The following is an 8,441-nucleotide window of genomic DNA, read 5'->3' on the forward strand; positions in this document are numbered from 1 at the left end:
GTACTCGATGATGAACATGGCTTTATGCTACCACAATTAGCACAAAAAACATCAAGTTAATCTTGAAGGGTTATCTTCAGCTTCTGCCCAAAATTCATCCCGTCGCCGGAGGCGAGGGTCTTCTTTTGGAAGAAAGATAAATAATAGTTAAAATATCATAATGGGATTTACTGAGTAACGGGCAAAGGGGCGCGACTGTGCGCCCCTGAATCCCCTTTAAAACCCAGAAATCAACCTTACTGGGGATCAACCCAACGGCCATCGGCCTTAATTAAATTAATCAACTCCTCTACCCCTTGCGCTTCGGGGACTTTCTTAATCTCCTCTCGGCCTCGATAAAGGGAAATATAGCCAGGTTGTTTGCCCACATACCCATAATCCGCATCAGCCATTTCCCCTGGGCCATTCACAATACAACCCATCACCGCAATATCTAACCCCGCTAAATGTTTAGTGGCCTCGCGGACTTCGTGGAGGACATCTTCGAGATTAAATAAAGTACGACCACAGGACGGACAAGCCACATATTCCACCATGGTCTTCCGCAGTCCCAAAGATTGTAAAATGCTGTAACAGACCGGGATTTCCTTCTCTGGGGACTCAGTGAGGGACACTCGAATGGTGTCGCCAATGCCCTCCGCTAATAATGTTCCAATCCCCACCGTGGATTTAATGCGGCCATATTCTCCATCTCCGGCCTCTGTCACCCCTAAATGGAGAGGATAGTCCATGCCTAACTCATCCATCCGTTGAACCATTAACCGATAGGCCGCCAACATCACGGGGACTCTGGAGGCTTTGAGGGAAATCACTAAGTTTTTATAATCGAGGGATTCACAAATGCGGATAAATTCTAAGGCCGATTCCACCATCCCTTCTGGGGTGTCTCCGTAGGTAAAGAGCATTCGTTCGGCCAGTGATCCGTGGTTCACCCCAATACGCATGGCTTTGCCCTGATCTCGTAAGGACACCACTAGGGGTTCTAAGGTTTCACGGATTTTCGCGCCAATTTCATTAAATTCGGCTTCGGTGTATTCGGTGCGATCGCTTTTTGGCTTTTCAAACACATACAACCCTGGGTTAATCCGCACTTTATCCACGTGCTTGGCCACCTCTAGGGCAATTTTTAAGCCATTATGGTGAACATCCGCCACCAGGGGAACAGGTTGATAAGTGGCTTCTAATTTTTCTCGAATTTGAGAGAGAGCTTTCCCATGGGCCATACTGGGAACTGTGACCCGCACAATTTCACAGCCAATTTCGTGTAAGCGGCGAATGGCCGCCACAGACCCCTCTACATCTAAAGTATCTTCATTAATCATCGATTGCACCACCACCGGGGCCCCTCCCCCAATGGTGACATTTCCGACCCGAACGGGACGGGTTTTACGGCGATGAATGGTGGTATCCGTCAATGCCGGGGTGGTACTTACTTGGGGAGTGTCCAGCGTTTGCATAGGAGTTTAGGAAGATTTATCTCAAGTTTGTCTAGTCTCTTACTGTTCATTATTAAGGATTCATTCCCTCGAAGCAATTAAACTTGGGGGATAGTTGAGAGATGGGGAAGATGGGGGAGATGGGGAAGATGGGGGAGATGGGGAAGAACAAACAACAAACAACAAACAACCAATTAATTACCCATTACTTTTTAACTTCTTGCCCGGCCCAATAGGAATCAATATCAATAGCTTCTGATCCCCCAGAAACTAAGAGTTTAAGCATTTCCCCCAATTGAAACCAGATAAGGAGAGAGGTGGGGATAACCACCACAACCGCTAAAACCGCCGAGAGGAGTCGCCCAATTTCAAACACCGAGAGGCATTCCCCCACAAACAGGGTTAAAAATACTGTTAAACCGAGATAAGCAGCGATGAGATGGGGGTTTTTATATTCGATAGTGTCTTGAGTGTCTCGGTACGCATCCCAACGGGCGACTTGGTACTCTAGCATATCTTTGAAGATAAACCCTAATGCAATGGCAAAAAAGGTGGTAATCAAAATCGCGGTACTGATGGCTGGTAAAACCAAGGGATCAGAATTCATAGGACTCACGAGTGGAATGTAAACAAAGGTAACAGTATTTTGACATACTCCCTCATTAAAAACGAGGGATTCTTCTCATCTCAGAATTAGCTTCAGAGAAGGAAGCGTTTTAGAGTTACGACTGCCCACCGCAACGGATTCAATTATCGTGGGTTTTCTGTCAAGTTACCGCCTCCTAATTCATCCCGTCACGCCTAGGTGAGGGTTCTCTCAGGAGTTAAAGATAAACGCGATCGCACTTCTAAGCTATGCCTCACTGATCACACAGGTTTTCTCGCCAAGGGCCTAAAACTGCCCCTCTCTCCCCTTAAACTGGCGTTTATTTCAGTTTTTGCTTAATAAACTTCACCAACTGTCCCATTTGCTTCTTGAGGCCATTAATTTCCGTCTGCATTTGCGCCACTTGTTTCTTGAGGGCTTCCACTTCTGCGGTGGATGCTCCTCCCCCTCCGCCCCCTGCAGTATCTTGGGCTGGGGCTGCCGCCGCCGCCGCCGGGCTACCTTGGGGCTGTTCCTTTTTCTTCTTCTGCGCCTTTTGCATCGCATCTTTGATGGCCCCAACCAGTTGTTTTTTCTCAAAGGGCTTTTCCACAAAGGCGAAATATTGGAACGGTTCAGGAAGTTTTTCGGTAACTTCCTCCTTCCGCCCTGACATGAGCATCAGGGGGATAAACCGCAATTTGGGGTCTTTTTGCACTTCCTGATAGACTTCCCACCCACTCTTTTTGGGGAGGAGGAAATCTAGCATAATGAGATTAGGATGGCCATTGCGAATTTTGTCGAGTCCTTCCACTCCATCTTTAGCTTCTACGATTTCGACATTCGCAGGTAACATATCCTTGACCATTCGTCGGATAACTCGGCTGTCATCGATCACCAAGATTTTTTGACTTGCCACAATTGACTGACTCCTTAGAGGCGAACTGAAAACGGATGTAAATTAACTTACCTTAGAATGGACGGGAGAATCTCCGACAGCAACTAACTTGTCACTCTTTATTTTACCCTTCCCATTTACAATTTAATTTTAGGTGTAGCTTTCTCTTTTGCCAAAATGCCATCTTCTTTAGAAACCACAAAACGCGAACGTCTCACTGCGGAATTGACGAATATGCCGTCCTGGTTACGTCGTCCCATTGGTAAGGCCAGCGAAATCTCAACAGTACAACGAATTATTAAGCAGCGTAACATCCACACCATTTGCGAAGAAGGGCGTTGTCCGAACCGGGGAGAATGTTATGCCAATAAAACCGCAACGTTTTTATTGATGGGGCCAACTTGTACACGCTCCTGTGCGTTTTGTCAAGTTGATAAAGGTCATGCGCCCATGCCTCTTGATCCCGATGAAGCGGAAAAAGTGGCGGAGTCGGTGCAGTTATTGGGCTTAAAATATGTTGTCTTAACGGCAGTGGCCCGGGATGATTTAGCCGATGGAGGTGCCAATCAGTTTGTCGCCGCGATGGAAGCGATTCGTCGTCGCACTCCCCAGACGCAAATTGAGGTGTTAACCCCGGATTTTTGGGGCCAGGGGGGTTTACCTGCCCAACAGGAGCGAATTGCCACGGTGGTGGGGGCTGAACCTGCTTGTTACAATCATAATCTGGAAACGGTGGAACGGTTACAGAATCCAGTGCGACGGGGGGCGAAGTATGATCGCTCTTTGTATGTGCTGCGGTATGTGAAGGCGTTAAACCCGAATATTTTGACGAAATCTGGCTTAATGTTGGGCTTAGGGGAAACGAAAGATGAGATTATTCACACGATGGAAGATTTGCGGGCGGTAGATTGCGATCGCATTACCATCGGTCAATATATGCGCCCCTCTTTAGCCCATCTCCCAGTGGAAAAATACTGGACTCCCGAAGAATTCACCGAATTAGGCGAAATTGCCCGTTCTCTCGGATTCTCCCATGTCCGTTCTGCACCTTTGGTGCGGAGTTCCTATCATGCTGGAGAGGAGTAAATTAGGTGATGGGAGTCGGGAGTCGGGAGTCGGGAGTCGGGAGTCAGGAGATGGGGGAGATGGGGAAAACAAAAATATATTATTCCCTGTTCCGGAGTTCCCTATTCCCTTTTTCACCAAGAACAAACAATAAACAACAAACAACAAAAATATGGACGTTATCCCAGCAATTGATCTGCTTGATGGACGCTGTGTGCGTCTGTATCAAGGAGACTACGAACAATCACAAGTATTTAGCGATAACCCGGTAGAAGTTGCCCGACAATGGGAGGCCGCCGGGGCCAGTAAACTGCATTTAGTGGACTTGGATGGGGCAAAACAAGGCCATCCGGTCAATTTAAAAGCCATTGAAGCTATTGTGGAGGCACTTTCAATCCCTGTAGAAGTGGGGGGAGGACTCCGCAACCGGGAAAGTATTGCTCAACTGTTGGCCTTGGGGGTACAACATGGGATTCTGGGGACCATTGCGGTAGAAAAGCCTGAAGAAGTCAAAGAACTGTGTCAGGAATTCCGCGATCGCATTATCATCGGTATTGATGCCCGCAATGGTAAAGTCGCCACCAGAGGCTGGTTAGAAACCTCTACCATCGAGGCCACCGACTTAGCCCAACAAATGGCCCAAGCAGGTGCATCCGCCATCATTTACACTGATATTCACCGAGATGGCACCATGCAAGGACCCAACATGGACGCATTGCGGGAAATGGCCAAATCCATTGATATTCCCGTTATTGCGTCAGGAGGGGTAAGTTCTCTCACCGACTTACTCAGTTTACTCAGTCTGCAACCCTTGGGAGTCACTGGGGTGATTATTGGCCGTGCCTTATATACGGGGGATATTTCCCTCGCAGAAGCGGTGAAAGCAATAGGCCAAGGCCGCATTCAAGATATTCCCCCCGATACAGGATTCTCAAGTTTTGCCTAATCTTGTTGGGGTTCATAGCGGCATTGCTGTAGGGTTAGAAACCGGGTGTCTTGGGTCAAATGACCGTAAACATTCAAAGTAGGATACAGAAACCCGGTTTCTCAGCTTGCCTTGTAAACTAAAAATAACCCCAACCGTCTCCTCCGATGTCCCAAATTCTGGATGCTCATCAACTGACACTGAAGCAAGTTCAACAAGACTTGCAAATGCAGGCCAACTTTGTGCCTGATCTCAGTCAATATTTAACCCTCGAACCCCTCACCCAAACTGAAGCTCTCCACAATTTACAGCATCTCGCAGAAAGTTATTATCTCAGTGGCCGCCTCCTCGAAGGTCAAGTGAAACTACTTCTAGTCTCTCCTCTCCTGTGGTTAGCGGGTTTTTATACTCCTGAAATTGAGATTCTTTTAGAGGAAAAAATTGCAGAAATTTACCTCGAAGATCAAGATATTGTCATTCGAGGACGTATGGATATTTTGGCCTTGAGTCGCACTCCCAACCTCCCGAATTTTTGGATTTTGCTGATCGAAACGAAAAATGCTGCCATTGATACTTCAGCAGGACTTCCCCAACTCCTTACCTATGGGAGTACCGGGTTAACTCACCAAAATACAATCTGGGGACTGGTAACAAATGGAATTGACTATCAATTTGTCCAACTCCAAGGGGGTGAACCTAAGAGTTATCGTGTTTTCCCGAAATTAAGTTTACTTTATCTTGCCCAAGCAGAACAGGTTTTACAGGTGTTGCAAGCCTTGGTGACAGTGTGAATAGAGGATGTTGGGTTACGCTACGCTTCACCCAACCTACCATTAATTTAACCCTTAATTGTTAATGGTTTTTTGTTGCGTAATTTCTAGATAAATATGCTCTAACTTTACAGGTTCACGGGAGACGGACTCTAGGGGGATATTATGGAAGAAATCGAGAATTTCGCTTAACTCGTAGGGTTGGGGCAACCAAAAGGCTAATTCTCCCCCATAATAGCGATGAGAGAACCCCAGTTCTTTGGCCCGTTGGATGGCGTTTTGTTCTTGGGGGGTGCGCAGGGTAACGATTTCTTGGGCGTTAATATAGTCTCGGAGTTGTTCTATACTCCCTTCGGCGATGAGTTTCCCCTGTTGTAAGATACCAAGACGATCGCAAAGTTTTTCCGCTTCATCCAGGAGGTGGGTACTGAGTAAAATGGTGATCCCTTCTTGGTTTAACTGACGAATGAGTTGCCAGAGATCATAACGGGTTTCGATGTCGAGGCCGCTGGTAGGTTCATCGAGGATGAGGAGTTTGGGGAGATGGAGGAGTGCGATCGCAAGATTTAACCGTCGTTGCATCCCTCCACTCAGTTGCGAGACGAGACTATGAGCGCGATCGCTTAATTTTACGGCCTGAAGACAATATTGGCACTGTTGCTGTTGTTGTTGAGGACTCAACCCATACAGTTGAGCAAAAAAGCGCAAGTTTTCCCAACAAGTTAGATGTTTATAAAGTAAGTTAGCTTGAGGAGCAACCCCAACTAGGGTTTTATTCCTATTTGTGAGAGGTTGAGCATTCAGATAAATAGACCCCTCATCTGGGTTAAGCAAATGACAGATCAAGTTAATGGTAGTGGTTTTCCCGGCCCCATTGGGCCCTAATATGCCATAAATTTCCCCCGTCTCCACCTCAAAATTTACATCCTCTAAGACGTGCCGAGAACCAAAGGACTTTGAGAGGTGACGGAGGGAGAGCATTTTTTGTTATTTGTTATTTGTTCTTCGTTCTTTGTTCAAGCCTTAAATTATTAACTATCCATTATCCACTGCGGTTCACGCATTAAAATGCCGTCTTCTAAATAGGTGATATTATCTGCGACATCTTGAATGCGGGGATCGTGTGTCACCATGACTACTGTCACCCCTTCTTCTTTAGCCAGCGATCGCAGTAATTCTATCACCAGATGACCACTCTGAGAATCTAAGGCCGCGGTGGGTTCATCGGCCATAATTAATTTTGGTTTTCCCGCTAAGGCCCTAGCAATAGCCACCCGTTGCTGTTGTCCCCCGGACAAGTCCCGTGGATGGGAGTCCCGTTTATGGCCTAAGCCCACTTTCTCCAGCAAAATCCCGGCTTCTTTTGACCGTTTCGGGCCCCCAGACATTCCTTTCATTTTCAGGGCTAATTCGACGTTTTCCAAGGCAGTGAGAGCAGGAAACAAGTTAAACCCTTGGAAAATAAAACCAATATTGTGTAAACGGAAGCGGGTTAACTGACGACGGGACATCCGGGTGATCTCTTGGCCCAATAGATACACTCGCCCTTTACTAGGGGTGAGTAGTCCGGCCAAAATAGATAAGAGGGTAGTTTTCCCTGATCCCGATGGCCCCATTAATAACTGAACATTGCCCTCTTTAATGGCGAGATCAATGCCTTTGAGGACGGGGATACTTTGTTCCCCCTGTTGATAGGTCATTTCTACCCCACAACACGCGATCGCGCTATCCGAGGCAAATTCGATGCACCGCAGGGTTGAGGCAGTTTGACCGTCTTTAGGCAATAGGAGTTGAGATGTGACCATCGAATCCGGTAAATGTAACTAAAGGTAAAGATACAGTAACAATTATCATAGTAGCGAAAGAAAATTTTGGGGATACAGATTATGTCAGTCTTTGAAATGACACAAACGGCAATTTCTTCCCCAAGACGTAACTTCCGTCTATAGGTGAGTCCGTTTTCATTAAGAGATTAGTCTCTAACTCTAAACTACAATACTTAAAAAGCCCTTAGCTGTAAAATTACGCAAGATAATATTAAATTTCCGCAAAGATTTTCATGAGTTTTGTTTATGAACGCACCATCCGGCTGCGAGATACCGATGCGGCGGGGGTTGTGTACTTTACGCAATTTCTCCAATTTTGCCATGAAGCCTATGAGGAGTCGTTACTGGAGTTTGGAGTCAATGTACAACAGTTGGTTGCCCCCCAAGGGATAGCACTGCCTCTGGTGGAGACTTCTGGGAAGTTTTTTCGCCCTCTTTTTGCGGGCGATCGCATTATCATTGAACTCATCCCCCAGTCAGAAAAGGAAACCGAATTTAAAATCACCTATCGCCTCTTTTTAGGCGAAGACACCCTAAAACCCATTGCCACCGCCATGACACGCCACGTTTGTATTAATGGAGAAACCCGCAACCGAGAACCCTTACCCCAGTTAATCCAAGATTGGCTCACCCAGTCATTACAGTAATCAGTCATCAGTCATCAGTCATCATAAGCATCCAGACATAGTTGATCTGTTCGTAGTAAGACCTAAACCAGCTTATTTCCTATTTAATAACAGAATCACCAGATTTTAAAAGATGTTTATTATATTCTCAACCCGTTTTCAACGGGTTTTAGCTCTTAGCCTTGGGTTTCAACCCAAGGCGTATTTAAATTTATTTCCTATTTAATAACAGAATCACCAGATTTTAAAAGATGTTTATTATATTCTCAACCCGTTTTCAACGGGTTTTAGCTCTTAGCCTTGGGTTGA

10 protein-coding genes are annotated in these 8,441 nt (G+C 46.3%); 5 read left to right on the forward strand and 5 right to left on the reverse strand.

Annotation, left to right across the window (positions count from 1 at the left end; all coding sequences use genetic code 11):
• Positions 1–236: 236 nt before the first annotated feature.
• From ispG to PN462_RS07445, 3 genes are all read right to left on the reverse strand, one after another.
• Positions 237–1,457 (reverse strand): (E)-4-hydroxy-3-methylbut-2-enyl-diphosphate synthase, encoded by a 1,221-nt coding sequence (gene ispG / locus PN462_RS07435; protein WP_272127421.1) that lies wholly within the window; start codon positions 1,455–1,457, stop codon positions 237–239.
• 184 nt (positions 1,458–1,641) lie between these two features.
• On the reverse strand, positions 1,642–2,043 hold the full coding sequence (locus PN462_RS07440) for a hypothetical protein (protein ID WP_272127422.1): 402 nt from the start codon (positions 2,041–2,043) through the stop codon (positions 1,642–1,644).
• A 319-nt stretch (positions 2,044–2,362) separates the two neighbouring features.
• Positions 2,363–2,941 carry a response regulator gene (locus tag PN462_RS07445; RefSeq protein ID WP_272127423.1) on the reverse strand — a complete coding sequence of 193 codons (579 nt, stop codon included), beginning with the start codon at positions 2,939–2,941 and terminating at the stop codon, positions 2,363–2,365.
• Positions 2,942–3,097: 156 nt separating this feature from the next.
• Here PN462_RS07445 and lipA point away from each other — a divergent pair, with 156 nt between their 5' ends.
• From lipA to PN462_RS07465, 4 genes are all read left to right on the forward strand, one after another.
• The gene (gene lipA, locus PN462_RS07450) at positions 3,098–4,006 is read left to right on the forward strand and encodes a lipoyl synthase (RefSeq protein ID WP_272127424.1); all 909 of its coding nucleotides are present in this window, start codon (positions 3,098–3,100) and stop codon (positions 4,004–4,006) included.
• Positions 3,990–4,139, forward strand: coding sequence for a hypothetical protein (locus PN462_RS07455; RefSeq protein WP_272127425.1), 150 nt, complete (start codon positions 3,990–3,992; stop codon positions 4,137–4,139). The genes lipA and PN462_RS07455 overlap by 17 nt, the downstream gene beginning before the upstream one ends.
• 18 nt (positions 4,140–4,157) lie before the next feature.
• Entirely contained in the window at positions 4,158–4,931 is a 774-nt protein-coding gene (hisA, locus tag PN462_RS07460) for a 1-(5-phosphoribosyl)-5-[(5-phosphoribosylamino)methylideneamino]imidazole-4-carboxamide isomerase (RefSeq protein ID WP_272127426.1), read from the forward strand.
• 146 nt (positions 4,932–5,077) lie between these two features.
• On the forward strand, positions 5,078–5,701 hold the full coding sequence (locus PN462_RS07465; RefSeq protein ID WP_272127427.1) for a hypothetical protein: 624 nt from the start codon (positions 5,078–5,080) through the stop codon (positions 5,699–5,701).
• 54 nt (positions 5,702–5,755) lie between these two features.
• Here the strand turns inward: PN462_RS07465 and PN462_RS07470 are convergent, their stop codons facing one another.
• Together PN462_RS07470 and PN462_RS07475 are read right to left on the reverse strand one after the other, a co-directional pair.
• Positions 5,756–6,661 (reverse strand): ABC transporter ATP-binding protein, encoded by a 906-nt coding sequence (locus PN462_RS07470; protein ID WP_272127429.1) that lies wholly within the window; start codon positions 6,659–6,661, stop codon positions 5,756–5,758.
• A 50-nt stretch (positions 6,662–6,711) separates the two neighbouring features.
• Positions 6,712–7,380: an ABC transporter ATP-binding protein gene (locus tag PN462_RS07475; RefSeq protein WP_443029097.1), complete on the reverse strand. Its 669-nt coding sequence runs from the start codon at positions 7,378–7,380 to the stop codon at positions 6,712–6,714.
• 359 nt (positions 7,381–7,739) lie between these two features.
• Here PN462_RS07475 and PN462_RS07480 point away from each other — a divergent pair, with 359 nt between their 5' ends.
• Positions 7,740–8,153, forward strand: coding sequence for an acyl-CoA thioesterase (locus tag PN462_RS07480; RefSeq protein WP_272127431.1), 414 nt, complete (start codon positions 7,740–7,742; stop codon positions 8,151–8,153).
• The last annotated feature ends 288 nt before the right edge of the window (positions 8,154–8,441 follow it).

This window comes from Spirulina sp. CS-785/01 (genome assembly GCF_028330525.1).
In the GTDB taxonomy this organism is placed as follows: Bacteria; Cyanobacteriota; Cyanobacteriia; order Cyanobacteriales; family Spirulinaceae; genus JAQMSD01.